This is a genomic window from Methylocaldum szegediense (assembly GCF_949769195.1).
GTDB lineage: Bacteria > Pseudomonadota > Gammaproteobacteria > Methylococcales > Methylococcaceae > Methylocaldum > Methylocaldum szegediense.
Map to the genome: position 1 here is coordinate 3,561,057 of NZ_OX458333.1, position 25,934 is coordinate 3,586,990.

The following is a 25,934-nucleotide window of genomic DNA, read 5'->3' on the forward strand; positions in this document are numbered from 1 at the left end:
AAATTCGGCTCGTCAGGCGGTTCTCCGCCTCGCCGTAAGCTTGTAGGAGATCCTGCGAGTATTTATCGATCCAGCCGGCAAGTACTCTCCCGAAATTTCGTGTCTCCGTGCTGGGGCCCCAATCCAGGATTGACTAGCCCGATGCTTTCTTATGTATGGCCTTAATAAAGCTATCGAACATCCTGAGGGCGGGCAATCCTCAAACCGAAAAATCCGAACTGAATTAAACATTAGTAATACAGTGAACAGATCGCGATTGAAGGGCGGTCGATCTGCGGAAGGCGCCTATTTCTCCCGGATCGGTGATCGAGCCACGAATCAAGGAAGATTGTCGAGCATTGAGGCGCAAACGGGTAAGGAGCAAGCGCAGGATATGAATCTTTAAGCGTTCCCGGTCGGAATTTTGGGCCGCATTCGCCACCTGTCTGACCGGGTTTGGGACTGGGCCGTCGTCGACGCGTGGGCGGAGACAAGTGTCCGCTGTCTACTCGGGCTCGAGGAAGCGCTCAAACATGGTCGCGCTGGCCCGCATCCTGTGCGCAATTCCATCATTCTCATCGACTTCATTGGGCCGGAGCAAACCCCTGGTCGATTCCCTGACCGAAGCCGGCGCTCTGTGACTCCGCCCAATCTTTCTCACCGCGGCCGCTGTGCTGTTTGGCTCTTTCGTCACCACGCTCGATCCTATCTTCTCCGGTCTCGCGGGAGCTTCATTTTCGGCATCTTCGCGTCGACCGCGTTGTCCCTTTACGTTGTGGCCGTGGTCTATTTCCTGCTAAAGAATCGTAAAACGGCGCAATAGCGGCCCTAGAAATCGCGCCTTGTTTGGTGCTCGCTCGACGAGGTGCCTTCCTCGGCGACGGACCTCCGCCCTCCGGTTAATTAGATTCTCATCTCGAATTTCTTAATCCGCACCGCGGCCGCTTGCCTTTTCGGCGTTGACCGGGCCTTTACTCGAGCAGAGCCGCTTATTTGCAACAAATTGTTGACATAGAGCAACAAAATTTGCCGCATGTGTGAACTAATGGACGGCAACGCAGTCTATAGCTATGTGTTCTTCCTCCTCTTGACCCACCGTTAGGTGGGTTTTTTATATTTCAAGGAATGAGGAACGGCGGATAAAACCGGGTTTGGGCGGGTAAGAAAGGCTTGCAGCTGTCAGTCTTCTGTTGCGTTGAAAGCCGAAAACGGGAAAGGCATACGTTCTGTGCTATAGGACATAAAAAGCATCATATTGAAAATCCACGCCGACAGGGCCTCGCCCCATTTCACACCAATCCGGGTGGGGCGGCCGGTAAAAACGTGGGACATAAACTGGAGCAGCACGACAGTCCACAATGCAAAACGCACGACACCGAAAAGTGCAAAACACAGTGCCATAAATAACAGGCGCCTAAAGGCATTCATGGGGACTTGATTATTGTTGATAGAGGCTTTCATACGGCCGAAAGAATAAGAAGCAAAGTGGAGCTACTCAAAGGGTATTGTCAACGGTAGCGCATGACAGCCGGCACCGAATGACGAAAAGGTTCAGGGTGGTCGGCAGCATCATCAGCCAATCGTGCAGTCGCAAGTCCGATTTTTCCGGAAGCCGGCGGGCACGGATTTTAGGAGGGGCATCACCATGGGGCAACTTTTACCTGGAAAGCGCAACAGCGTCGTTGAGCCGTCACACTTGCAAGACGGGCTACGTGTGATCGCGATAGTCGAGTTCATCAAAGGCATACTGATCCTGCTGGCGGGATTCGGAGTTCTCTCTCTCATCCATCATGACGTACAACTGTTGGCCGAGGAAATCGTCGGCCATTTTTACCTCAATCCAGCCAGTCGATATCCGCGAATCTTTATCGATCTCGCTGGACAACTTACGGATACGAGGCTTTGGATCCTTGCCGGTTTCGCATTTGCCTACAGCGGTTTGCGGTTTATCGAGGCTTATGGATTATGGCGAAGACGGCGCTGGGCGGAATGGTTCGCAGTGGTGAGCGGCGCGCTTTATATTCCGATCGAGCTCTTTGAGCTGTTGGCCGGGCTCTCGTGGATTAAGGTTTTGACTTTCGCCGTCAATGTAGGGATTGTGTCTTATGTAGGCCTTACACTGTGGCGCTCGCAGAAGAACAATCTGAGTGTGCCGGCGTAGGCGGCTTGGACTGCGGAATAGCGAGTGGATGTTCAAGGATGCAGGATACGGATCGTGGAGCGGGTGATGGGAATCGAACCCACATTGCAGGCTTGGGAAGCCCGAGTTCTACCATTGAACTACACCCGCCCAATTCCGTCGGAGATGGACGCATTTCTCCCCGAAGGGATGCATCCATCCCCTCGGGGGTTAGTTGACAGACCTATCTCGCGATAGGCCACCACGCGGAAGTCTGCACCCTTTCGGGTCGGGGCGATCATTTCATCCCCTATCCGGTCCATTACAGACCGGTCTTCGCTTTTTCCGCGATCCTTTACCCACACAGGCATCAGCAGGCCTTACGGGCTGCTTAGTCCTGTTGCCAGGACGCCTGTATGGGCTTACCACGTTCCGTTAAAGTAGCAAGAGTCGTTAGGGTTCCGCCTTTCCGCCGGTGGTGTTGTTTGTCAGCGTGCCCTTACCAAGCAGAAGAGCAACCTCACCACATCCCATTTTGGGCAAGCCTGTCAGTCGCCTTTGGCTTGTTCAGCTTAACGACGTTTAACAGCGGTTCGCGTATGCTAACCCTTAGGCTCTGCCTAGCGCCTCAACCAGGTTGCGACTCCCAGTATCACACTAGACTCCTCACGGAGTTAGTGTACCCCGTAAGGTGGCTACGTTGTCAGTACGCTTAGCACGAGGTCGTTACCAACCCCGCACCGTAGTTAGGCTACCGGTGGCTGAACACCGGGTCTTGTCAAATCCTGTGATTTGCAAGACAACTACTTAAACGGCTTTCGCCGCGTTGTCGATAAAAGGCCTACTTCAGAACCAGAGACATCTTAAAGAACTCTTAAGTTGTGGCTCTGCCACCAGGATTGATTAGGCGTGCTGGTGGAACTTCGGCTGTTTCCCTCATTATAACGTTGTGAGGAGGCCAGCTACCGACGCGACTCGTGTCGCACGCTTGGGAAGCTGAGGTTCTACCATTGAACTACACCCGCGAATCGCCTCAATTTTACGCATTTTTACGAGTCTTGATCAATCTTTTTGGACCCTTTGGTGGTCTATAGAACGGAAAGTATGGTGCATGCGGGGGCCGGTTCGATTCTCTCGCATGCTGCGGTTAGATCACCAAAAATTTGGGACGGAACATGGGACAAGAGATAGCGAGAGCCCGGTTCTCCGATGCCGATTTCGATGTTTTTCGCCAGCGCTTGCTAGAGGAAACGGCGTTGCTCGATCGCTATGTCCGCAGGGGCATGTGTTCGTCACGGGGGCCGATCACCGGGTTCGAGCTGGAATCGTGGCTGGTCGATTCCGAGATGAATCCCGCGCCGGTCAACGCCGCGTTTCTGGAACGTTTCGGTGACGCGCAGGCCTGCCCGGAACTCGCTAAGTTCAATGTGGAATTTAACAGCGAGCCGCAGGTCCTTAGCGGGTCTGTACTTTCGTTGCTTCATCTCGAATTGGCCGACCTCTGGCGAAAGGCTAGTTCGGCAGCAGAATCTCTGGGCGTCGCTCTAGTGGCGATCGGAATACTGCCGACGGTGCCGGCGGCGGTACTCAATCTGAGCAATATTTCCGAACTGAACCGGTTTCGGGCGCTGAACGAGCAGATTTTATCGGCACGCCGTCAGGAGCCGTTGAAGCTCGACATTTCCGGCCATCAGCATCTCGCGGTCAAACACCAGGATGTGATGCTGGAATCGGCGGCGACATCGTTTCAGATTCACCTCCAGGTTCCGCTTGAGAGGGTCAGGGATTATTTCAATACCGCCGTTCTGGTTTCTGCACCGCTAGTGGCGGTTTCTGCCAATTCTCCCTTCCTGTTCGGAAAGGATCTCTGGGCCGAAACCCGAATACCCTTGTTCGAGCAAGCGGTCGATGTCGGGGGCTTCCGCGAGGCTAGTCAGGGGCCCTTGCATCGGGTCGGTTTCGGCAGCGGTTATGCCCGGCGTGTGATTACGGAGATCTTCGAGGAGAATTTCGAGCATTATCCGGTTTTATTGCCGATTCTGTCGGAAACACCGCCTGATCGATTCGCCCATTTGCGTCTGCACAACGGCACCATTTGGCGCTGGAATCGCCCCCTGGTGGGTTTCGATCCTGATGGCTGTCCGCACATTCGAGTCGAACATCGAGTCATTCCGGCAGGCCCTAGCATTGTGGATATGATCGCCAACGCGGCATTCTTTTACGGTCTGATGGAAGCGCTTGCGAACGAGCCCGGCGAGCCGTTGATTCCGTTCGCTCAAGCCAAGGATAATTTTTACCAGTCGGCTCGATACGGCTTGGGGGCGCATGTGGTTTGGCGTGGCGGGGTAAAGCTGCCGATCAAGTCATGGCTGCTATATGAACTGCTGCCAAAAGCGGAAACCGGCTTGAGACGATTGGCGTTGGCGGAAGCGGATATCGCTCGTTTCTTAAGTATTATTGAGCAGCGGATCGTGTCCGGCCAGACCGGCAGCGAATGGCAACGTCGCTTCATAGCGAAACATCCCGGGGAATTTTCGACCATGACTCGCGAGTATCTGACTTGCCAGAAGAGCGGGGAGCCGGTTCATCGGTGGCCGCTCTGATGGACGCTCCATTCTTGACCCAATTGGATCATGTTCCGCAAGGCTTGACCGAGATAAGTGCGGAGTCCCTGCATACGATACTGCCGGGATCCACGCTCATTCACCTTCCGGGCCGTCAGGAAAGACCCTTGTTCGTGTCCGTGTTGCTTCACGGCAACGAACCTACCGGCCTCTATGCATTGCAGAACCTGCTCCGAAGATATTCGAGCCAGGCTTTGCCGCGCGCGCTCTCAATTTTCGTCGGCAATGTCAGTGCCGCGCGGGAAGGCGTGCGGAGGCTGGAAGGACAGGTGGACTACAATCGCGTTTGGCCCGGAACCACGCATCCTGCCTGTCCGGAAACCGCCATGATGCAGGCTATAGTGGACGAAATGGACCGTCGATGCGTTTTTGCGAGTATCGATGTGCATAACAACACGGGAATAAACCCACATTACGCTTGCATCAACCGTCTGGATCATCGGTTTTTCCGGCTGGCTTCCATGTTCAGTCGGCTGGTGATCTATTTCACCTACCCCAAAGGCACCCAAACGTCAGCTTTCGCCCGGTTATGTCCGGCGGTCACCTTGGAGTGCGGCAAACCCGGCCAAAGACATGGCAGCGAACATGTATTCGAATATTTGGATGCCTGTCTGCATTTGACCGACATATCGGATCACCCGGTTGCACCGCAGGACCTGGATTTTTATCACACGGTCGTTCAAGTCACCGTGCGTGACGACGTGTCCTTCGATTTTGGTTCCCAGGATGCGGACCTGAGCCTGAACGAGGATTTGGATCATCTCAATTTCACGGAATTGAGCGGTGGTACGGCGTTGGGAACGATCAAAGACGGTTCGTCCGCATTTCCCCTTGTCGCTCGCGACGAATCCGGCGGGGATGTCACGGCGGACTATTTCGAAATTCGCGAGGGACGGTTGGTGCTGAAAAGGGCGGTGATGCCGTCTATGCTGACACTGGACAAGCGGGTGATCCGGCAGGACTGCCTGTGTTATTTGATGGAGCGAAAAACGCTCAGACCTCGATGGTGAACGGTCTCCGAATCTCTTGTATCGTACGCTGTTACGAGGTTGCCACCGTGTCGCAAAATATGTACGGCAGATACAGCTTCGTGATAACAGAGCGTAGTATCCGGCAAAAAAACATTACGACTACAGCAATAAGATTCGGAGGAGAGGCATAATGATAGGCGGTATCGTCGCGGTATTGATCGCATATTGGTTTTATCGCAGCGCGGAAGATCGGGGTCTTCCGGTTTTTCATTGGGCGTTCGCGGGGCTCTTGGCGTTCTATATTCCCAATTTCGCTTGGAGCCTGCTCGTCGCCAAGCCATGGGTGGCGTCACTCCACGCGCAGCAGCCCACGCTCACGACCGGCCTGATCAACCTCTCGTCAGTCATACTCGGTCTCTTGTGCGCGGTGTTGGTTCGGTATTTCGTTTTGCTCAAGGCAGCCAAGGCACAGCAATAGCCGGAAACAAAAACGCCCCGCAGGCTTGTGCCCGCGGGGCGTTTGGCATTTAAGCAGGAACTTCCGGGACTTACAGGTTGGCGGCGTTCTTGCTCAGATACTCGGCGACGCCGTCGGGGCTGGCACTCATGCCGGATTTGCCCTTGTTCCAGCCGGCCGGGCACACTTCACCGTGCTCTTCGAAGAACTGGAGCGCGTCGACCATGCGGATGAGTTCATCCATGTTCCGGCCCAGCGGCAAGTCGTTGATGACCTGGTGACGGACGATGCCGTTCCGGTCGATCAGGAAGGTACCGCGATAAGCCACGGCAGCGCCTTCCACTTCCACGTCATAGGCCTTGGCGATTGCGTGACTGACGTCCGCCACCAAGGTGTACCGTACCGGTCCGATGCCGCCTTTCTCCACCGGCGTGTTCCGCCAGGCGTTGTGGGTGAACTGGGAGTCGATGGAAACCGCGATGACTTCGACGCCCCGCTGTTTGAATTGGTCGATACGGTGGTCGAGCGCGATCAATTCGGTCGGGCAGACGAAAGTGAAATCCAGCGGATAAAAGACGATGGCGGCATACTTGCCTTTAGTTTCCTTCGAGAACCAGTAATTATCGACGATCGTACCATCGCCTAGAACAGCGGCCGCTTGAAAGTCCGGGGCGGGTTTACCGACTAATACGCTCATCAAACGTCTCCTTTAATAATCGTGTCAGGTTTAGATGGACTGGCCGTGAGCCACGGAACGCGGTTCAGTAGCTTCGACGGCTTCGGTCATCCGTTGAAATGACGGCCGAAAAACAAAAATCAAGAGCCACCGATTCTACACAAAACTAGTCAGAAATTCTTCTCGCGATTCGTGTTCAAGACAGTCGGAAAAGCCTTCACGCTTGGGCCGCCGCTTGTTGTTCAACAGGAGATACAGTGTTTGTTTGTTCGAAACAGCGGCCGGGATGCGGTCGGCGAGTCAGAAGAACAGTCCGGATTCGGGAGAGGACGCCGAGGCATAGCGGCGGCGCGGCATGCGGCCGGCGAGAAACGCTTCGCGACCAGCTTCCACGGCTTTTTTCATTGCTTCGGCCATTAATACGGGATTTTTCGCTTCAGCGATGGCGGTATTCATCAACACGCCGTCACAGCCGAGTTCCATGGCGACTGCGGCGTCCGAGGCCGTGCCCACGCCCGCATCCACCAGAATGGGAACCTTGGCGTTCTCGACGATGGTCAGAATGTTGTAAGGGTTGCGTATGCCGAGCCCGGAACCGATCGGCGCGGCGAGCGGCATCACGGCGACGCAGCCGAGTTCCTCGAGCCGTTTGGCCACTACCGGGTCGTCGTTGGTGTAAACCATGACCTGGAAACCCTCTTTGACCAGGATTTCGGCGGCAGCCAAGGTGCCGGTGACGTCCGGATACAGTGTCTTGGGATCGCCCAGGACTTCGAGCTTGACTAGGTTGTGGCCGTCTAAAAGCTCGCGTGCGAGCCGGCAGGTACGTACCGCGTCATCCACGGTGTAACAGCCAGCCGTGTTGGGCAGCAGGGTGTAGCGATCCGGCGGAACCGCATCGAGCAGATTCGGCTGACCGGGATCTTGTCCGATGTTACTGCGGCGTATCGCGATCGTGACGATCTCGGCTCCGGATGCTTCCACGCAGCGGCGGGTTTCGTCCAGATCCTTGTACTTCCCTGTCCCGATCAGGAGCCTTGAACGGTAGGTGCGGCCGGCGATGACCAGGGGATCGGCCTGTCCGCCGCCGATGGCGTGTACGATTTCTATTTTATCGTCCATAGCGAGTCGGTAATCTTCATAGTGTCCGTGGGGCACGATTTCGCGGTTCACTTCCACGGCGATGCGTTTGCCGGTCAGCTTCAACTCGGTAATGAGGTCGGCCAGCGTCGCTCCATCGGCTATGACACGCGGTTCGCCGTTGACAAAAATGCGCATGGGTCAAGCACTCGATCGGGTCAGTCCTGCGGTTGTCCTCTGGCGGCTATGCTGGCGCCGCCTGGCCACGCCTTGGGCCAGACGTTGCAGCAGAGACTTGCTGTCGTCCCAGCCGAGACAAGGATCGGTGATGCTCAGGCCGTATTCCAGAGGTTTGTGTGGTTCGAGTTTCTGATTACCGGCTTTCAAATGGCTTTCGATCATGACGCCAAAAATACGGTAATCCCCGGCCTCGAGCTGCGCCACCACATCCATGCCCACGCTCAATTGGCGCAAATAGTCCTTCATGCAGTTGGCATGACTGAAATCGATCATGATGTTGGGCGGCAAGCCTGCCTTTTCTAGGGCTTTAGCCGTGGCATCTACGCTTGCGGCATCGTAGTTCGGCTCCTTTCCCCCACGCAAGATGATGTGGCTGTCCTCGTTGCCGGTGGTCGAAAAAATGGCCGAATGGCCCGCCTTGGTCAGCGACAAAAAATGATGTGGACGTCTGGCCGCACCGATGGCGTCGATCGCGACTTTGATACCGCCGTCAGTGCCATTTTTGAAACCGACGGGGCAGGAAAGCCCTGAAGCCAATTCGCGGTGCACTTGGCTCTCTGTGGTACGCGCTCCGATGGCACCCCAGGCGATGAGGTCTGATACGTATTGCGGCGTGATGAGGTCGAGATATTCGGTCGCGGCCGGCATGCCCATCTGATTGAGATTGAGCAGCAGTTCACGGGCCAGTCGGAGCCCTTTATTGATATTGAAGCTCTCGTCCAGGCATGGGTCGTTGATCAAGCCTTTCCAGCCGATTGTCGTCCGAGGTTTCTCGAAATAGACCCGCATCACGATCACCAGGTCGTCGGCCAATTCCCGCTTCACTTCCAGCAAACGACTGGCGTACTCCAGGGCGGCTTTGGGGTCGTGAATCGAGCATGGGCCGATGACGACGAGCAGGCGGTCGTCCTCGCCGGCGAGAATACGGTGAATTTCCCGGCGCGCTTGCAAGGTCGTAAGCGCGGCATCCTGTGTAATGGGAAATTCTTCGTGGACTTGTATCGGCGGAATCACTTCCTTGATTTCGCAAATGCGTAGGTCATCCGTGTTGTATTCGTTGTGCATTCCCGCCATGATTTCCGAAAGCTTTTTCATCGCCTTGTCTTACCGCAGAAATCGTCTTGTTTGCCTGACATAGAAGCGCATTAAATAAAAAGTTAGGTATTGTACTCGTCCGAGTAGTGTGGTTCTACCCGATGAGGCGTTCTCCTTAAAAAAAGAAACAACCATCGATGCCGCGCAGGTTCAGTTCAACCGGGCAGAAAAACCGAGATTCTGCCCAAGAGAAGAGGGCCGTCGTTCGATTCCATCGATTCCACGGAAAAAGCGTACAGCAAGCCAGTTTCATTTCCGTGACGGATTTCCGCGCGAATGACGAGATCGGATTCGATTTCGTCCAGGCGATCGACGGCAAGTTCCAGTTCGCGGATGGACGCGAGATAGCCTGGCTTCGCCGGACCGTTTGGTGGTCCGGCCAAGAGACTTCCGTGGATCGCAACCGCCTGACCGGCGTATTCGACGCCGCACAGGGCGCTTAGCCCTTCATCGCGGCGCAGCGGATGATCCGGCCGCCGGTGGCTGGTTGCCAAAGCGACGATGCGGGTTTCGTCCCAGTCGAGCACACCGTCTAGTAGGCACATCGCTCCGGTATGCGGGAGCAAAGCCGTGAGTTCGCTTTGACTTAGGCGCATGGCGTCAGTTCGACCCGCAAGTGTCCAAAACTCAGCTTGACGGATTCGCAGCGGGCCAGGGCGGCCAATAGCGGCAGGCTTCGGGCCGCTGGATTGCCGAGGCGCAAGGCTTCGAGACCCGGATCTTGCATACGTGCGGCATCGTCCGAGTCGGCGTCCGCGAAATCGATTGCTAGTTCCGCAAGTTTGAGCTCCGATGGGGCAGGGGCAAGCAACAGCGACGCAGCGAACGGTGCCAGCAACGGACGAGCCCGGAGAATCGGCTGCAGCGGCGGAAAATCATAGGCAACCAGCAGGCCCCGGGTTCCTTCGATCAAAGTCTGTCCGGCCGTTTCCAAAAGTCCCATGGCGAAAGAGTCGTCGAAGCACGACAGGCTGGTGGATGCCTTCCGCGAGCCGGTCGCGATGCCCCAGTAGCCAGACGCCGCGTTGTGCACGGAGTTGTGGAACTGGGTTGGCGATATCAACCGTTCGGGGGTTGCCAGTTCTTCGAAAATCCGATGAATGGTTTCGACTTCGCCTCCGGAGGACGAAAAGACCGTCGCTACTTCAGTCGCGTTCATGTCTGGCGGAAGCGCTTGTTCCGCGGCGTCAATCGCAAGCCGCGTGACAGCGGTGCTCCTTCGGCGCTCCGCGGTAGGCAACCGTCTGGCTTGGAGCCGCGGCAGCTCGCCGCCCGTGTATGCTCGCCGCCCCGCCAAGATTTCGCGGCTTTCGTTCCAGCACGGCAGACCAGGGCCGATGATACCTACGCCTTCGACGAATACTCGAATCATGAGCGTTTCCCGAGAACTAGGCTGGCGTTGTTTCCGCCAAAACCGAAGGCGTTGCTGAGAACGGTTCGCACCTGCCGTCGCAGTTCCTCGGTCGCGATCCAGGAAGCGATTTCCGGATCGACCCGTTCGGTGTTCAGGCTGCGCGGCACGAAGCTTTCGCGCAGGCTCAGGCAACTCACGACGACGTTCACGATCCCCGCCGCTCCTAGCGTATGGCCGGTCCAGCCCTTGATTGAACTGCATGGGACTCTGGCGCCAAGAATGCGGAATACGGCCTTGTCCTCGGCGGTGTCGTTGGCCTTTGTGGCGGTGCCGTGCAGATTGATATAGTCGATCGCTTCGCGCTCCATGCCGGCGCGATCCATGGCTTGGGCCATGGCTTCGGCGGCACCGAGTCCGTCCGGATGCGGCGAAGACATGTGATAAGCATCGGTACTTTCGCCGTAGCCGAGCAGTGCGATGTCGCCGTCGCAGCGATCCGGCTTTTCCAGTAGGGCGAAGCCGGCCGCTTCCCCGATGGAAATGCCATTGCGTTCTGCATCGGCAGGCCGGCACGGAGTGGAGGAAACCAGTTCGAGTGCAGTGAAGCCATAAAGGGTGGTAAAGCAGAGACTGTCGACGCCTCCGACGACCGCCGCATCGCACAGCCCGGTTTGAATCAGGCGTGCGGCACTCGCGAAAACCTTACTACTGGATGAACAGGCTGTGGAGATGACGGAAGCAGGGCCATGCAAATCGAGATAGCGTCGGGTGAAATCGCCGACGGAAAAGGTGTTCTGGGTTTGCCGGTAGCGGAAATCGGGCGGCAGCGCGCCGGTTTCCGGATCGCGCCGGCGATAAGCGGATTCAGTTTCCAGGATACCGGACGTGCTGGTGCCTAGGATCACCGCGATTCTTTCCGGCCCGTATCGCCGACGGGCGCTTTTCACGGCGTCGATAAATCCGTCCTGTTCCAGGCCGATTCGGGCGAGGCGATTGTTGCGGCAATCATAATCGCTCAAGCGTCCTTTGATCGGTTCGTCCTCGATTCCCTCGACCCGTCCGATATAGGTATCCAGTTCGGCTCCCGGAAAATCGCAATAGCGGAGGCCGCTGCGCTGTTCCCGAAGCGCCGCTAAGGTCGCGGACAACCCTCTGCCCAGGCTGCTGGTCAGGGTGAACGCGGAAAGAATCAAAGGCTGCATCGAGTCGGTTTGGAGAAAGATAGCGTCAGATTGAGACGTGAGAATCAAATATTATGCCGAAGACAAATTCCGCCTGGCCAGCATTGCCGCGAAAAGAACCGAGAGAGCCGCACCCATGGCCACGGTGCTACCGATGGCCTTGAGGAGGCCGACCTTTGACGTGGCCAGAATGCCGAAGGCGGTTACTGCGCTGAAGCTGCAAATGAGCAACGACAGGAGGGTTCGGTTGCGCTCCTCAGGTGTTCGGCAGGGTTTGTTGAAGAACAAGGCCTGATCCATGCCCAGCCCCATCACCAGGAGCAAGGACACGAGGTGATAGAGCGACAGCCCGCCGTGGAGTCGCATCAACACGGCCGCGGTTACGAATGCCGCCGCGGCCATGGGGGTCAAGACCCGCAGCATGCCGCTTACGGAGCGAAGCCCCAAAGACAGCAAGATCACGATGGCAATGAGACTCGCACCGAGCAGGTGTACGGCTTCGCGCCGGTAATCCCGGAGCAGGCGGCTCGAAGCCTCGCGAAGATCGAGATAGATCAGGTTCCCGTCCCCCGCGATCGCCGCCTGCAGCGCCGCAGGATCGGTTACCCCGACGAGCGGAACCAGGGCAACCCAGAGCTCGCTGTGTCGGAAGAGAAGCGACTCGACTTTGAGTCGGAACGACGTCCCGGCAAAGCTCGTTTCGGTTAGCAGCGGCGCCTGTTTCGCCCGCGAGACATCCGCTAGAAAAGGTTCGAACGCATCGGGCTTGAAAGACGTCTTCCGCAGGGTTTCGTTTAGAGTCCGTCGCAGAGTCTCGGTTTCCGGCAAGGCTGACTGTCTCAAGCTTTGCGTTTCTCGGCTGGGCAGGTAGAGCGCCGCCATGTCGAAACCGGTCATCGTTCCGTTTTCGACCAACGGCTGCAGAATATCTCTCAGACGCTCGCTCCGGCGCAAGGCAGTCTCATCGGTGTCACCGGTCACGACGATGAGCTGGCGAAGATCCGGCGCGCCGAGATCGCGACGCAGAGCTTCATCCAACACTTTGCGCGACTCGGGCACTGGGCTTAGAGTCTCGATGTCGTCATTCCATAACGGCGTGCCAGAACTGGCGATCGAAGCGACCGCGGCCAGAATCAGCAAGGGTGGAACCAGACGGAACCGCCGCAGCTGATCGAGCAGTTCATCCGCATGCAGCCCTCTGACCACTCGCTCGGATAAATTGATGTGGTCGGGCATGAGCGCCGGCATAATCCAGCGGCAGGTCAGCCCGGCGGCCAATAGCCCTGTCGCCGCGAAAATGCCCAACTGGGAAAGACCCTCGAATCCGGAAAACAGCATCGCGCTAAAGCCGGCGACGTTCGTGAGTATCCCGAGCCGAAGCGTCGGCCAGATCAGCTGCACCGTCCGGCGGCTGCTCTCTCCGCGCCGAATGTGGGTGAACAGGTGATTGGGATAGTCGGCGGCGACGCCGATCAGGGTCGCGCCGAAACCCAGCGTAATGCCGTGTATCCCGCCGAACCATAGGCTTACCGTGCAGGTGCCGGCCAGCGCTCCGGTCGCCAACGGCACCAGCCCGAGCAGGATCGCTCGCAGCGAGCGGTAAATCGCAGCGAGCAGCAGCGTGATGGCCACGGAATTGAGCAGAGACAGCCGCACCGCGTCCTCCGTGATCATGGCGTTGGCTTCTACCGAAAATGCGCCCGGCCCGCTCAAGATCAGCTTGATCGGACGAGTTCCTTTGACCGCGGCGAAACTCTCCCGAATCGAGGCCACCGCCTTGGCTTGGGCATCCAGGTCGAAGGCGGGCGCCTTCGTCTCCGCGATGAGCAGCGCCCGGCGGCCGTCCGGCGAAAACCAGACGCTCCGGCGCAGCGGCGGGCCTGAGGATGTCATCCAGATCCGTAAGACTTCGAAGAATTCGCCGGTCGGGTCGCGAGGCAGGAATTCTTTTCCGAGCAAGCCGGCCGGCGATGCGAGTTCCGCGAGACGTGCGTCCAGCGCCTGTCTTAACCCTTCCGGGCTGAACCGCTGCTCGGTGACCTTGGGGCTCAAGAGATAGCGGTTTTCGAATAGAAAAGTCCGGTCGGTGGCCGAAAGCCCCTGGGTTCCGTTGTCGACCCGCACGAACGCGTCGTTCTGCCGCAGCCGCCCCGCCAATTGTTGGCTGACCTCTGCGAGATCGGATTCGTCGCTTCCTTCGAGAGCCATAAGTAAAAGGCGGGAAGCCACGCCATGACGTAGCTGCTCGATCAGAATCTGCTCCGCGGTTCCGGCCTTTTTCGGCAGAAAATGGGTGAGGTCGGTGGACACCGGCGTGCGGAACAACGCGACCCATGCGCCGACTCCCATGAGGACCAGCCAGACGACGACTGGGAGGCGCTCCCTCATGGCTGATGCTCGATGATCATGATGGAAATGTCGCCTCCGGTTTCCTCGATTTCGACGCGATCTATGCGGTCGCCGCTGCCTCGAACGCGAACGAACCGAACCAGCTTGGCCATGTCGGGCTCTATGGGCACCAGGGCAAGCAGCCAATTGCGTTCCGAGCCGCCGAAACTAACTTTGTAAAACCGGTTCAAGGTCTCGATGTCGCCCGCCAGCGGCGCTCGGATGCCTTCCACGAAAGCCCAGATGGCGGGCTGGGATGCGAGTGAAAGCGTTTGCTTGATGCCTTTGCCGGGATTTTCGATAGTGAGTGAATCGCCGTCCACCGTATAGCGCTCCTCGAACGGAGACAGCACGTGTTTTTCGAGAAATGCCGGCGCACGATAGCTCAGCGTGCCACTCAGACGCATGGGCTCTTTAAGGAGCGCTATAGTCTTGATTTCGATAAAACGCTTCTCGCCGCCTTCGACCTGGGATAGAGCGGCCATCAGCGCATCAACATCCCAGCGCTCGGCCGCGGTGGCTAGCGTGGTTGTGAAAAGCAAACCCCATAGAATTCCGAGCCATTGCAAGATTTGCCGTATACCGGAGGTCGGGCGGCAAGGCTCGTCCGTTGTCATTTTAGAAGTCATAGCATGCTTATCGCTTTGTGCGGGTAGACAGAAGTCGGCTAAATTTTGGCCGCGGCGAGATGGTTAAAAAAGTTACGGATAGCGTTATCGGTGATTGCTAAAGGCTGCAGAGGATATGCTGAAAGACGGCCGTTGTGTGATCCAATGTTCTGTCAAACGTCCACGTTAATGGAAAAGCTTCGGTCGGTATGGAATGGCATTTTGCGCGCGTCGGTAGCAGCCGATTCGTGTTCCGCCCCCTGCCTTTTATCGCCCTGGTCATCCGTAACCCGTCGCTCGGCCTTCTTGGCGCGGAAACGGATGCGATGTTCCTCCAAGATTTTGTTGAAAAAGTACAAGCAACGGTCTTGCTCGCTAACTGGCCTCTGGATAGCCTAAATCTCCATTGAGTCATGTTCGGTAAGGCGTTTTCTGATGACTGGGCATGCCATAATGATTCTTATCGTGTTGTGAACCATATTAATTAATGTTTAGCCGCTTAGGCGGTTCAAAATCTAAGCCACACCCGAACCGCCTTTGAACTTGGCGAAGAGAAAACCGCCGGTAAGGCAATTTGAGGTGCTCTAGCATTCCCGAGTTTCGCGTCGAGCGACGTCATTCCGATGCTCTTCAACTCCTACCCGTTTATCTTTTTGGTGCTTCCGATTTCTCTGTTCGGCTTTTTTGCCATCGGAAGCCGCGGGCACCACAGAGTTGCCATTACCTGGCTGATCGGTGTGTCGCTCTTTTTCTACGCGTGGTGGAATCCGGCCTACTTGGGGTTACTCCTAGCGTCGATATTGTTCAACTATGCACTAGGGGTTTCCCTCAGCAGTGAGGGCCATGCCTCCGCAAGAAAATGGCTACTGATATTCGGCGTCGCGGCCAACTTGTCACTCCTGGGATATTACAAGTACGCGAACTTCTTCATCGACAATATCAATTTCGTATTCGGCGATATTCTCGGCGTGGAGTCCATCATCCTGCCCCTCGGCATTTCCTTCGTCACGTTTCAGACCATCGCCTATCTCGTGGACGCCTACAAAGGGGAAACCAAGGAGTATAACTTTCTCCATTTCTGCCTTTTCATCACTTTTTTCCCCCAGTTGATCGCGGGGCCCATCGTGCATCACCGGGAAATGATGCCCCAATTCGCCCGGAACGACCTCTATCAACTGAGCGTCCGACGCCATGCCGTCGGCTTCACCATCTTCACCATCGGCCTGTTTAAGAAGGTGGTGCTGGCTGATGGCATCGCCGCATATGCCACGCCGGCATTCCACGCGGCCGATAGCGGCATCGCGCTGACGTTCTTCGAAGCTTGGGCGGGTGCCCTGGCCTACACCTTCCAACTCTATTTCGATTTTTCGGGTTATTCCGACATGGCCATCGGGTTAGCCAGAATGTTCGGCATTCGGCTGCCCCTCAACTTCAATTCGCCTTACAAGGCGACCAATATCATCGACTTTTGGCGGCGCTGGCACATGACACTCTCCCGTTTTATGCGGGATTACATCTACATTCCTCTCGGCGGCAACAGGAAGGGCCCGGTAAGGCGTCATGTCAACCTCATGATTGCGATGTTGCTCGGCGGCCTGTGGCACGGCGCGGGTTGGAATTTTGTCGTGTGGGGCGGCCTCCATGGCTGCTTTCTTATCATCAATCACGTCTGGCGAGCGCTGTTCAGCGGTCGCGCTGCCGCTAGCCGGACCGGCAAAGCATTCAGTTGGGCGCTGACATTCGTCGCGGTAGTCGCCGCTTGGGTGCCCTTCCGGGCGGAGACCATCACGGGGACCAAGAGTATATGGTTGGGAATGATCGGAGCCAACGGCGTGTCTTTGGAACCGGAGGCTCTCCGTGCCCTCGGTCACTTCGGCGAGTGGCTGCAGGGCATGGGAGTCAGTTTCGACGGGGTTTTCGCGCATGTCCCTGGTGCCAAGCCAGAGGTGGCGGGCGCATGGCTATTGGCATTGACGGTGTTTGTTCTGTTTCTGCCCAACACCCAGCAGCTCATGCGCAATTATCATCCAGCCTTCGAAACCTATAAGGGCGAGATTCAGCGTCTTCGTTGGAGATGGATAGAATGGCGGCCGACGGTACTCTGGGCCAACTTCACTATGTTGCTTTTCGTGTTCGATGTACTCAGTCTCACCAAAGTGAGCGAGTTTCTCTACTTTCAATTTTGAAAATTAGTGAATAACTCTGCCACAAAACCCAATTCGGCCTCATTATCCCGTACCCGATTTGCGGGGCCGGCCACGATTTCTTCCCGGCTCTTCGGCAAGGGACCCGTGACGCCGAGCGAACGCCTATTCGCTGCGTACCTCGATATTATCGGCATCGGTTCCGTTATTCTGTTAACGGTAATTATCCTGATGAATTATCTGGTAGATCCTTATTCCATTTTCGGTTCTCCGACTTGGGAAGGGATTAACGCCAATAAGCCCGAGTTATTCAAGCACCTCAGGCTGACCAAGGCGCACGCCGTTAAAGCACGAAAACCGGACGCACTGGTCATCGGCAGCTCCCGTACCGAGCATGGTCTCGATCCCGAGCATCCGGGGCTTTTCCCTGAGTTCAATACCTACAATCTGGCACTCAACGGCGCGACTATCTATGAAAATCTACGCTATTTTCAGCATGCGAATGCGGAACGGCGATTAAAGAAAGTCGTGCTGGCCATCGACTTTTTCCAATTCAATGCTTATAGACCCAATGCTCCGGATTTCAGTGAGGAAAGATTATCCTCGGATATTCAAGGGGATAAGCGAAATATCGCTGTGATAACGGATATGTTGGAAACCTTGGCGTCCGTTGACGCTACGACGGCGAGCCTCACGACTCTGTTGCAGCAGTCCAATCGCAAGAACGTTATTTTGCCGCGCGGGCAAGTGGAACAACCCAACAAAGAAGCCATTATGATGATGCGCGGCGGAAGACGCGAAGCGGCTCTTTTTAGCGAACTGAATTATGTGACGCACCTCTATTTCCCAAGGCCACACAAGAAATTCGATTTTGTTTCGGAAGACGGAACTATAAATACATTCGATTATTTCCGAAGGATTCTCGAAGAGGCTCATCGGAGCAAGATCGAATTTTATATTCTGATTTCACCGGCTCACGCACGGCAATGGGAACTCACGGCCAGCACGGGGCTTTGGGATAAATGGGAAGCATGGAAAAGAGAAGTTGTTCGGCTCAACGAAGAAGTTGCGCGGGAGCGCCGTCGGAAACCGTTTCCGTTATGGGATTTCTCCGGTTTCAATACCTATACTACCGAAGCCGTGCCGGCTTTAGGTGATAAGGAAACTATGATGCGGTGGTTTTGGGAATCTTCTCACTACCGAAAGGAACTGGGAGACCTGGTGCTCGATCGCGTCTTGAATTACTCCGATCCGGACCGCCAAATAGCTGACGATTTCGGCGTTATGCTGACTTCCGAGAATATTGAAAGATATTTGGAGAGTATTCGCGAGGCGCATCGGCATTATCGTCAATCTCGTCGAGACGAAGTAAAAGAGATCGAAGACCTGGTTAAGAAATATCAGACCCATTGAGCATTTTGGTCGGTGGCAACGCGACGATTCAGTACCGTGTCATGACGAGGCAAGTTTCGCGCCTCATATTCGGCCGAAGGCCGGCTAATGAGCGTTGGGCCGAGAGGAAGATCGACCCTGCGCCTGAGCTTACACTATTCGCCTGTATATTGAATCAGGAAACGTGTTCCGAGCGGAGAGAGCGAGGTCTGCGTACTGCTTTATAAGGGAACTTCGGGACGGGCATCGGATCAAAAAAACGACCTTGACTGAGAATTGGCGAGGTGGTAAACAGGTTATGCCTGTCACGGGCAGTCTGTCAGTATCATGATTAAATAATTATTTACTGATACCTAAAACGGAGGGAATCATGAAGAAGCTACTTGCTGCGGTGTGTCTCGTTCTTGCTACTATCGGCTTAACGGGATGTGGAAGTTCGCCAGATGGGGATTCTCAGAGATTATCCAATACTACCGTATCCCCACACCTATAACTAACACGTGATCCTCCTTTAAAAAGGCCTACTTTTAGTAGGCCTTTTTTTGTTGGCCGGGGCAGTCCGGAGGGACGAAAATCCCCGGCTTCGTCCAGTTTGCTGGAACGAGCGTTGACTGGCCGACCCCGTTCTGTTCGGTGTCCCGACCGCTGCCCCGTCAATCCTGAATCAATGGTAGAAGCGGCGGAGCATGGTCTAAGCGCCGTCCATGGCCGATACTCATCGGTTCGCCATGGCTGTTGCCAAGATGGTTTGCATAGCGTCAGCCGCGACCGGGCGGCTGAATAAATAGCCCTGGGCGACATCGCAGCCTTGGTGCTTGAGGAATGCGAGCTGGGCGTCGGTTTCAACGCCCTCGGCAAGCACCTCCAGTTTGAGGGTCTTCGCCATGGCGATGATGGCGGCTACGATCTCCATGTTGGAAGAATCCAGGGGAATGTCTCTTACGAAGCTCTGGTCGATTTTGAGCTTGTCGATGGGGAAGCGTTTCAGATAGGCCAGCGATGAATAGCCGGTGCCGAAGTCGTCGATAGCGATCCGGACGCCCAGATCCTTGAGAACCGCCAACTTGGTTTCGTTCTCCGGGCCATCTTCCATGAGAGCGGTCTCCGTGATTTCGAGTTCGAGATGCCGAGACATCAGGCCGGTTTCGGCCAGAATGGCTCGGATGCGCTCGTGCAGATCGCCCTGCTGGAACTGGCGCGGCGAGAGATTGACCGCCAGCATTTCGAGCGGCAGACCGGCGTCCAGCCAGGTTTTCATGCGCGCACAGGCCGTGCGCAGGACCCATTCGCCGAGCGGTACGATCAGGCCGGTTTCTTCCGCCAGGGGAATGAAGCGACTGGGGGAGAGGAGACCCACACCGGGGATTTGCCAACGTACCAGGGCTTCCACGCCGAATATCCGGCCGTCCGTCAGCGCCACCAAAGGCTGATAATGCAGGACGAATTCATCCTGCTCCAGCGCGTGGCGCAGCCGGGTTTCGAGGGCGAGCCGCTCGTTGGCGGATGTGGTCAGCGACTCGGTATAGAAGTGGTAGATGCCTCGACCGCTGCCTTTTGCCTGGTAGAGCGCAGCATCCGCGTACTGAATGAGCCGATCCGCGTCGTCGGCATCGTCGGGGAAAATGCTGATGCCGAGACTGGCGCCGATGTAGACCTCTTGTTCGCCGGACAGCACGAAAGGCGCGTCGAGCCGGTCGATCAGCTTTTGAGCTACGCTGGCGGCGTTCTCGGGATCGGGCAGATCCTCCAAGACCACGACGAACTCATCTCCGCCCAAGCGCGCCAGAGTATCGGTCTCGCACAGGCAGGCGCGCATGCGTTGGGAGGCGATTTGCAGCAGTTCGTCGCCCGTGCCGTGTCCCAGGCTTTCGTTGACGTTTTTGAAACGGTCCAGGTCGAGGAACAGCACGGCACCGCGGGTCTTGTCGCGTCGGGCGCGCTCCAGGGCGTGGTTCAGGCGGGAGAGGAGCAGAAGCCGGTTGGGAAGGCCGGTCAGCGGGTCGTAATGAGCCAAATATTCCAGCTGAGTTTCCGAGCGCTTGAGCTGGGTGATGTCGGTAAACACGCCCACGTAATTGACCGCTTGGCCTTGCTCGTTGCGCACCGTGCTGATGTTGAGCCATTGCGGATAAATTTCGCCGCCCTTGCGCCGGTTCCAGATTTCGCCCTGCCAGGAGCCGACGGTGACAATCGCGTGCCACATGGCATGAAAGAACGAACGGTCATGGCGGCCTGATTGCAGAAGGCGCGGATTCTTACCCAATACCTCGGCTTCGGTGTACTCGGTGATCGTGGTAAAAGCCGGGTTGACGGTGAGAATGTTGCCGTCGAGGTCGGTAATGAGCACGCCCTCCTGGGTGCTGGTGAATACCGTGGCTGCCTGGCGGAGCCGCTCCGCCGCCTGGCATCGCTCGGTGATGTCCGAAGCTACGCCCGAGGCGAGGACGACTTCGCCGGTCTCGTCGCGTAGCACGTATCCCCGATCGTTGATCCAGTGCAGCGTCCCATCGGGGTGGGCGATGCGGAATTGAATATCGAAACTCCGGCCTTGGGCCAAATCGTCCATGGCCCGCAATACTTTCGGAACATCGTCGACATGGATCGTTTCCAGCCAAAGCTTGGGGTCGGCATACAGCTCGGCGCAGGAGCGCCCCCACACATGCTCGAACGCGGGGCTGACATATAGAATGGACCCGAAATCGGGCGAACGTAGCCAGAACACTTCGCCGATCGTTTCCGCCATCTGGCGGAAGCGCAACTCACTTTCGCGCAGAGCCTTCTCGGCGGCGCGCCGCACCCGCCGTTCCTCCAAATCGCGCAAGCTGCGTTCTATGGCGGGCCCCAGACGGCCCGGGCGATCCTTTAGGACGAAATCCCAGACCCCCTGTCTGAGCAATTCAACCGCTCTTTCCTCGCCGATGCTGCCCGAGATCAGGATCACGGGTAAATCGGGCAGCCGATCCTGGATCAATCGCAGGCTATCGTCGAAATCCATACCGGGCACGGTATAGTCCGAAAGTACGACATTCCAGCCGCCTTCCGCCAGCGCCTCGTTCAGTTCCCGGCAACTCGCCACCCTCCGGCAGCGAGTATTCAGTCCGTGACGCCGCAATTGGCGCTCGATCAAGATGAAATCGGTCTCGCTGTCCTCGACGACCAGGACGTTGAGCGGTTCGGTCATGAATTCTTCTGTCCTATGGCGATACGTTGGTCGCCAACCAGTAGACGCCGAGCCGAGCCACCGTTTCGGCGAACTCGGTGAAGTCCAGCGGCTTACGGACAAAGCTGTTGGCTCCGTGCGCATAGCTGCCCAGACGATCGCGCTCTTCGTCAGAGGAGGTGAGAATGACCACCGGCACGAGATTGGTGCGCGGGTCGGCCCGCAGTCGCTCCAGTACGTCCAGACCTCCGACGCGCGGCAGATTGAGATCGAGCAGAACCACCGTGGGCAAGTCCGGACCTTCGCGTGTCGCGAACTCGCCCTCCCGGAACAGATAATCCAAGGCCTGCTGGCCGTCGCGCACCACGTCAACCCGGTTGGCCAGGTTGACCTTACGCAGCGCGCGGAGGGTCAGCATTTCGTCCTGGGCGTTGTCCTCCACCAGCAAGATCGTCTTGGCACTCATGTTCTCGATGGTCATCGCGTCTCCTCATTGCCGTATGCGGCTGGTAGTGAAAAACTGAACGTGGCGCCTTGGCCCGGGGTGGCAACAGCGCCAATCCTGCCGCCGTGACGGTGGATGATGCGCTGGACCGTGGCCAGGCCGATGCCGAGTCCCGGAAATTCCTCCTGACGGTGCAGCCGCTGAAAAGGCTGAAACAGCTTGCCGGAGTGGGTCATATCGAAACCGGCGCCATTGTCCGTCACATGAAAAAGCCGATAGCCGTTTTCCGATACCGGGTCGGCATATACCCGGATCTCCTGTGGGTCGGTGTTCGCGGTGTATTTCCACGCGTTACCGATGAGGTTTCTCAGGACGACCTCGATCATCCGTGGGTCTCCGTGGGCAGCGAGTCCTTGTTCCACATGCCAGTTCATCTGCCGGGTCGGTTCCAGCCGGGCGAATTCGGCGAGGATGCCCTCCGCAAGTGCGGAAATATCGACCGGGTCGCGCTGCAATTCGCCTCGGGTAATTCGCGAGAGCTGGAGTATACCGTCGATCAGCTCACCCATACGACGGCTGGCGAGCATGATCTGATCCAGGTAGACGCGGGCATCGCCTTTCAGAAGTTCGCCGTAATCTTCCAGTAAGGCCTGGCTGAATCCGCTCATTGCCCGAAGCGGCGCCCGGAGGTCGTGGGAAACGGCATAGGCGAAGCTTTCCAATTCCCGATTGGCGGCCTGGAGTTCTGCAGTACGCTCGTCTACCCGCCGCTCCAGGTCGATATTGAGACGGCGGATTTCCTCCTCGGCCCGCTTGCGCACGGTGATGTCGGCAAGCGTAACGATGATATGTAGCTCTCCGCCGATATTCACCGGTCCCAGGCTCACTTCGCAAGGAAACGCCTCCCCGTCAGCCCGAAGGGCGTGTAAATCGCGACCTTCACCCATGGCGCGCGTTTCCGGATGGCGGAAAAATTCGGAGGCAAGTCCCGCATGGCGGGCGCGAAAGTGTGCGGGTATGAGGTCTTCTACCGTGAGCCCGATCAGTTTTTCGGGCGGACAGCGGAATATCTCGCTCGCGCGCCTGTTCGCCTGAACGATCCGTCGGCGAGCATCGACGACGAGCATCGCCAACGGCGACGTGTCGAAGATCAAGGCGGCTCGCGCCTCGCTTTCCCGCAGCGCCGCCTCGGCTGCGTCCCTGGCCTGCGCGTAGCTTTCCGCTTCCATGTGCGCGGCACGTTCCCGTACCGATTCCGTGAGCCGGTCCTGCTCGATTTCCTGCGGTTCGAGCGGAATGACCTCGGTCAGGTCTTCCACACGGTGGACGACATAATCGACCTCGCCGTCTGTTCCCAGTACAGGGGAATTGAAGGATTTCCAGTAGCGCACGGTGAAGCCGCCGCCTTCTTTCTCGGGCAGCGGAATATCGTACCGCTGCACCGGCATGGTTTCGGCGGTACGGTTCCTGAGCACGCGCTGTAGGGAAGCTCTCAGATTGCGCATGCCGGTTGCATAGGGATCGCCGGGATTGTCGGGGAAGACTTCGAGAATACTGCGACCGATGATGTCGTTCCGTCGTGTCCTCGTTGCGTGCGTATATTCGTCGCTGACAGCCGCGATGCGGAGGTCGGGAGCTAGAACGAGATAAAGACCCGGCAAGGATTCGAACAGGCGCCGGAAATCGGGGTCTGGAATCGGTGCGCCGCGTGCGGCCCGCCTGGCGTCTGACCCGGACTTCATTTCTCTAATTCCGGATCGGCGGCGGCTTCCCTCGGTTGTCCGGCTCGGGAGCGGCATGAATTCGAGTTCCGCGCGCCAAAGCCCCGAACGGCGCCGTGGGCATAAGACCCGACCGTGCGGAGCCGGCGTCGTGCAGTCTTGATCCGCCGGATGTTGCCCCCCTCTGGCACAGTAGAACGTGACGGAATCATCTTCTTGTTATTTTTCATGGTCGTCTCTCACGCGGTCGGTGCCGCCTCGTTTCGAGGCGCCATCGACATTGAGAACTATATAAAAATAGTAGGAAATTTTGCGCAAGGTGAATTGTTTGCTTGACAAAATCTCCTTCGTGTGACCCTGGAATGGAGCACTAGATTATCCACGTAACCGATCCGCCGGTCTATCGTGCGCAGTTGGACTGTCCGTCCTATCCGCTCCTATCCCAAAAATCGTAGAAATTGAACCAATTGTAGGGGGCCTCGCGGCAGTAGTGCTCCAGTCGGTCGGCGTAATGCTGCATGCATTCCCGTATTTTTTCGTCACGCTCGTCACGGGAAAACGCCACGCGATCGGCCAGCAGTTCGAAATGAACATCGTAACGGGCGTCGCCTTTGTGGAGGCAGACGAACAGAATGACCGGAACCTTGAATAAATTCGCCAGCAATACGGGCGCCGCCGGGAACCAGGCATCCTCGCCGAGAAACCGGCATAGGACGCGTTTTTCGCCGTGCACGCTGCGGTCGCCCAGCAGGGCCACCACGCCGCCCCGCGCAACGTGTTCGTCCAGCCCGAGAAGGGCGTTTGCGCTGCCTACGGAGACGATGTCCTTGAATAAGTCCGGGTTCAGCGTTTTGAAAATGGCGTTGATCTTGGGCGAGTTCTCGCCGTAGACCAGCGCCTTGACCGGCAGTCCTTTGTGCCGAAGCCCAAGGCCGCGCAGGATTTCGAAGCTGCCGACGTGGGCTCCGACCAAGAGGAATCCTCGCTTGTCGGCGATCAGCTTCTCCAGAAGTTCGAATCCGTTTACCCGGATTTCGAAGAACTCGTCTCGGTCCGCGAACACGAACACCCGATCGAGCAGCGTTTCGGCGAACGTGTGGTAATGGCGGAAGATCTCCCGTGCGGTCGGCGCTCTGCCGAGGATGCGCGTGAGATACGCGATGGAAGCTTGCCGCGAGCGGTCCGCGAAGATCAGGAAATAAGCCGTGATGGGATAGAGCAGGGCGCGGGCAATCGGGCGGCCGAGGCGCAAGGCGATCCAGACGATCGTTCTCAACCAGAAGCCGGTGCTGCGCTCCTTTTGGGTAATCCAGCTACGACTCATGGCGCAACGGGCCGAACATCAGGCGCCCTTGGGCGATGCGCCTATCGCCCGAGAAGCAGTCGAAATTCACCGATTCTTGTGCAGCGGCGTCAAATCGTACCCGGCAGGTTTCGCCGGGACGGAGCACCGAAAGAAACTTGGCGGCGGGAATGGCGGTGAGGCGAAAGCCTGGATGGGCCTTCAACCAAAGCTGTACGATCTCGTCCAGAATGACCACGCCGGGAACGACCGGATTGCCGGGAAAATGGCCAGGCAGGGCGGAGTGGTCCGGAGAAATGGTAAGGTTTGCTTCCATCGGCTGGTCTCGCAGGCGTGCTACGGTGCGCGGCTGGTCAGATCTTGCTTGGCGGGATGACGCCCGAGCGGGCGACGGTCGCGATCAGCTGGAGGATGGACGGATGGCTGTGATGCCGATAGCGGATGCGCCGATAGATATACTCGATTACGAAAAAAGCGCCGACTAAGGCGTAATTTAGCGTATTGGAAAACAGCAAAAAGGTTTCCACGGGGGCGAACAGCGCCAGCAGGGCCGTTTCTAGGGCCAGCAGACAGAAAAAGACGGCCCAGCCCCAGGTAAGTTTGCGCGTGTAAATCCGCAACTCCTCAGGCAGCACGCCCCGCCGTTCCAACCGTGCGAAGCGGGTGATCAGCGGCTCCTGTCCCGGTGTGAGTGTCATCAGGAAGATGCACGAGAGGATCAGGCCGATGCCGATGGGCGAAAAGTAGATCATCATGTCCGGCCGCAGATAAAAGACCGTCAAGCAGAGGCTGATAGCCGCCGCAACAGGCCAAAAACGGCCCGCTTTCCTCGAGCCGCTACAGGCCGGTAAACGCGTCGCTGTTAGGATGACGGAGAAGAGCAGGAAGTCGACGAGCCCGAGCCAGGCCGGCGGCACATCCGAACGGATGGCGGCATAGGAAAGTATCGGAAACAGCACCGCCAGACAGAGGGTCAAGGCCGCTTTTATCTCCATGC

General features: G+C 57.3%; 22 protein-coding genes and 1 tRNA gene. 7 read left to right on the forward strand and 16 right to left on the reverse strand.

Going from position 1 to position 25,934, the window contains the following annotated elements; genetic code table 11:
• Positions 1-1,158: 1,158 nt before the first annotated feature.
• Positions 1,159-1,440, reverse strand: coding sequence for a DUF4389 domain-containing protein (locus tag QEN43_RS15405; protein ID WP_051331437.1), 282 nt, complete (start codon positions 1,438-1,440; stop codon positions 1,159-1,161).
• 184 nt (positions 1,441-1,624) lie between these two features.
• On the opposite strand from QEN43_RS15405, the gene QEN43_RS15410 reads away from it, so the two are divergent.
• Positions 1,625-2,140: a DUF2127 domain-containing protein gene (locus tag QEN43_RS15410; RefSeq protein WP_051331438.1), complete on the forward strand. Its 516-nt coding sequence runs from the start codon at positions 1,625-1,627 to the stop codon at positions 2,138-2,140.
• Between the two features lie 55 nt (positions 2,141-2,195).
• On the opposite strand, the gene QEN43_RS15415 is transcribed toward QEN43_RS15410, so the two are convergent.
• Positions 2,196-2,269, reverse strand: a tRNA-Gly gene (locus QEN43_RS15415).
• A 1,004-nt stretch (positions 2,270-3,273) separates the two neighbouring features.
• Between QEN43_RS15415 and QEN43_RS15420 the strand changes: the two genes are divergently transcribed.
• The 3 genes from QEN43_RS15420 (at position 3,274) to QEN43_RS15430 (ending at position 6,171) form a co-directional block, all read left to right on the forward strand.
• Positions 3,274-4,701 carry a glutamate--cysteine ligase family protein gene (locus QEN43_RS15420; protein ID WP_026609252.1) on the forward strand — a complete coding sequence of 476 codons (1,428 nt, stop codon included), beginning with the start codon at positions 3,274-3,276 and terminating at the stop codon, positions 4,699-4,701.
• A complete protein-coding gene (locus QEN43_RS15425) occupies positions 4,701-5,732 on the forward strand; it encodes a M14 family metallopeptidase (RefSeq protein ID WP_317963385.1) in 1,032 nt (343 codons plus the stop codon). The genes QEN43_RS15420 and QEN43_RS15425 overlap by 1 nt, the downstream gene beginning before the upstream one ends.
• Before the next feature lie 151 nt (positions 5,733-5,883).
• Positions 5,884-6,171, forward strand: a complete 288-nt coding sequence (locus QEN43_RS15430; RefSeq protein WP_036267828.1) for a hypothetical protein — start codon at positions 5,884-5,886, stop codon at positions 6,169-6,171.
• Between the two features lie 70 nt (positions 6,172-6,241).
• On the opposite strand, the gene QEN43_RS15435 is transcribed toward QEN43_RS15430, so the two are convergent.
• The 8 genes from QEN43_RS15435 to QEN43_RS15470 form a co-directional block, all read right to left on the reverse strand.
• Positions 6,242-6,847, reverse strand: coding sequence for a peroxiredoxin (locus QEN43_RS15435; RefSeq protein ID WP_026609254.1), 606 nt, complete (start codon positions 6,845-6,847; stop codon positions 6,242-6,244).
• Positions 6,848-7,126: 279 nt separating this feature from the next.
• Positions 7,127-8,104: a sulfur carrier protein ThiS gene (gene thiS / locus QEN43_RS15440; RefSeq protein ID WP_026609255.1), complete on the reverse strand. Its 978-nt coding sequence runs from the start codon at positions 8,102-8,104 to the stop codon at positions 7,127-7,129.
• Positions 8,105-8,107: 3 nt separating this feature from the next.
• Complete coding sequence (gene aroG / locus QEN43_RS15445; protein ID WP_026609256.1) at positions 8,108-9,211, reverse strand: 3-deoxy-7-phosphoheptulonate synthase AroG; 1,104 nt, start codon at positions 9,209-9,211, stop codon at positions 8,108-8,110.
• Positions 9,212-9,396: 185 nt separating this feature from the next.
• On the reverse strand, positions 9,397-9,837 hold the full coding sequence (locus QEN43_RS15450) for a hypothetical protein (protein ID WP_026609257.1): 441 nt from the start codon (positions 9,835-9,837) through the stop codon (positions 9,397-9,399).
• Positions 9,828-10,613 (reverse strand): beta-ketoacyl synthase chain length factor, encoded by a 786-nt coding sequence (locus tag QEN43_RS15455; protein ID WP_026609258.1) that lies wholly within the window; start codon positions 10,611-10,613, stop codon positions 9,828-9,830. Before QEN43_RS15455 ends, QEN43_RS15450 begins: the two co-directional genes overlap by 10 nt.
• Positions 10,610-11,797 (reverse strand): beta-ketoacyl-[acyl-carrier-protein] synthase family protein, encoded by a 1,188-nt coding sequence (locus QEN43_RS15460; protein WP_026609259.1) that lies wholly within the window; start codon positions 11,795-11,797, stop codon positions 10,610-10,612. Before QEN43_RS15460 ends, QEN43_RS15455 begins: the two co-directional genes overlap by 4 nt.
• Before the next feature lie 51 nt (positions 11,798-11,848).
• Positions 11,849-14,164 (reverse strand): MMPL family transporter, encoded by a 2,316-nt coding sequence (locus tag QEN43_RS15465; RefSeq protein ID WP_036267830.1) that lies wholly within the window; start codon positions 14,162-14,164, stop codon positions 11,849-11,851.
• Positions 14,161-14,781, reverse strand: coding sequence for a LolA-related protein (locus tag QEN43_RS15470; RefSeq protein WP_051331439.1), 621 nt, complete (start codon positions 14,779-14,781; stop codon positions 14,161-14,163). The genes QEN43_RS15465 and QEN43_RS15470 overlap by 4 nt, the downstream gene beginning before the upstream one ends.
• A gap of 200 nt (positions 14,782-14,981) precedes the next feature.
• On the opposite strand from QEN43_RS15470, the gene QEN43_RS15475 reads away from it, so the two are divergent.
• The 3 genes from QEN43_RS15475 (at position 14,982) to QEN43_RS15485 (ending at position 18,329) form a co-directional block, all read left to right on the forward strand.
• The gene (locus QEN43_RS15475; RefSeq protein ID WP_156912645.1) at positions 14,982-15,182 is read left to right on the forward strand and encodes a hypothetical protein; all 201 of its coding nucleotides are present in this window, start codon (positions 14,982-14,984) and stop codon (positions 15,180-15,182) included.
• A gap of 213 nt (positions 15,183-15,395) precedes the next feature.
• The gene (locus QEN43_RS15480) at positions 15,396-16,958 is read left to right on the forward strand and encodes an MBOAT family O-acyltransferase (RefSeq protein ID WP_026609261.1); all 1,563 of its coding nucleotides are present in this window, start codon (positions 15,396-15,398) and stop codon (positions 16,956-16,958) included.
• 105 nt (positions 16,959-17,063) lie between these two features.
• Positions 17,064-18,329, forward strand: a complete 1,266-nt coding sequence (locus QEN43_RS15485; RefSeq protein ID WP_026609262.1) for a hypothetical protein — start codon at positions 17,064-17,066, stop codon at positions 18,327-18,329.
• Positions 18,330-19,023: 694 nt separating this feature from the next.
• Here the strand turns inward: QEN43_RS15485 and QEN43_RS15490 are convergent.
• From QEN43_RS15490 to QEN43_RS15515, 6 genes are all read right to left on the reverse strand, one after another.
• Positions 19,024-21,489, reverse strand: a complete 2,466-nt coding sequence (locus tag QEN43_RS15490; RefSeq protein ID WP_051331440.1) for an EAL domain-containing protein — start codon at positions 21,487-21,489, stop codon at positions 19,024-19,026.
• A gap of 13 nt (positions 21,490-21,502) precedes the next feature.
• On the reverse strand, positions 21,503-21,934 hold the full coding sequence (locus tag QEN43_RS15495) for a response regulator (RefSeq protein WP_026609263.1): 432 nt from the start codon (positions 21,932-21,934) through the stop codon (positions 21,503-21,505).
• 11 nt (positions 21,935-21,945) lie between these two features.
• Complete coding sequence (locus QEN43_RS15500; RefSeq protein ID WP_051331441.1) at positions 21,946-23,655, reverse strand: PAS domain S-box protein; 1,710 nt, start codon at positions 23,653-23,655, stop codon at positions 21,946-21,948.
• 406 nt (positions 23,656-24,061) lie between these two features.
• Entirely contained in the window at positions 24,062-24,958 is an 897-nt protein-coding gene (locus QEN43_RS15505) for an LpxL/LpxP family acyltransferase (protein ID WP_026609264.1), read from the reverse strand.
• A complete protein-coding gene (locus QEN43_RS15510; protein WP_036267834.1) occupies positions 24,948-25,253 on the reverse strand; it encodes a hypothetical protein in 306 nt (101 codons plus the stop codon). The genes QEN43_RS15505 and QEN43_RS15510 overlap by 11 nt, the downstream gene beginning before the upstream one ends.
• Positions 25,254-25,290: 37 nt before the next feature.
• Entirely contained in the window at positions 25,291-25,932 is a 642-nt protein-coding gene (locus tag QEN43_RS15515) for a COG4648 family protein (protein ID WP_026609266.1), read from the reverse strand.
• Between the last annotated feature and the right edge of the window lie 2 nt (positions 25,933-25,934).